Genomic DNA, 931 nt, shown 5'->3' on the forward strand with positions numbered 1-931 from the left:
GGCCGCCGTCGCGCCCGCCCGCCGCAGGAAACGCCGGTCGGTGCCGATCGGTCGCATGCTGCTGCTCGGCTTCTTCCTCGTGTTCGTGCTGTGGCCCCTCTACTGGATGTTCAACACCTCGATCAAGCCGAGCGACGACTACCTCACCGTGCCGCCCGTCTGGTTCCCTGCCGAGCCGACCCTTGTACACTACAAAGCTGCGCTGTTCGCTTATCGCGGCCTCGACGGGCTCATCAACAGTCTGATCATTTCGCTGTCGGCCACCGTGCTTTCAGCGTTGTTGGGCACGCTGATGGCTTATAGTCTGGCGCGCTACAACACGGGCGGCCAGCACCTGTCTTTCTGGGTGCTGTCACAGCGCTTCCTGCCACCGATCGGCATCGTCCTGCCGGTATTCCTTATCTATCGTGGCGTCGGGCTGTACGACACCCATATTGGTCTGATCATCGCCTATACGGTCTTCACGCTGCCGGTGTCGGTGTGGATGATGTTCGCGTATTTCCGCGGCATGCCGAAGTCGATGGAGGAGGCGGCCCTGGTCGATGGCTGCACGCGTTGGGAGGCGTTCTGGCGTGTTGCCGTGCCGCTTGCCGCCCCGGGCATCGTCGCGGCGGCCGTCTTCGCTTGCATCGCTTGCTGGACGGAGTTCTTCTTCGCGCTCATTTTGACCAGTCGAACTGCGTTCACGCTGCCAACCGTATTCCGCTCCTTCATCGGCTTCCAGGGCGCGCAATATGGTGAAGCGGCGGCCCTGGCCATTGTTTCCCTCGTGCCATCCATCGCTCTGGGAGTCCTTGCTCAACGACATCTCGTGCGCGGGCTGACGCTCGGCGCCGTTCGCGGATAGAAAGAGGCAGGCATGGCTGAAGTCAGGATCACCGGCTTGCACAAGCGCTACGGCGCCTTCCATGCGGTGCGCGGCATTTACCTC

1 protein-coding gene is annotated in these 931 nt (G+C 62.5%); it reads left to right on the top strand.

Annotated elements, in window-relative coordinates; all coding sequences use genetic code 11:
* Positions 1 to 847 (top strand): carbohydrate ABC transporter permease (locus EOA22_RS35330; RefSeq protein ID WP_164756256.1); only part of this gene is annotated, 847 nt, incomplete at its 5' end.
* Between the last annotated feature and the right edge of the window lie 84 nt (positions 848 to 931).

The sequence above is a fragment of the Mesorhizobium sp. M7A.F.Ca.US.014.04.1.1 genome (assembly GCF_003998745.1).
Lineage (GTDB): Bacteria > Pseudomonadota > Alphaproteobacteria > Rhizobiales > Rhizobiaceae > Mesorhizobium > Mesorhizobium ciceri.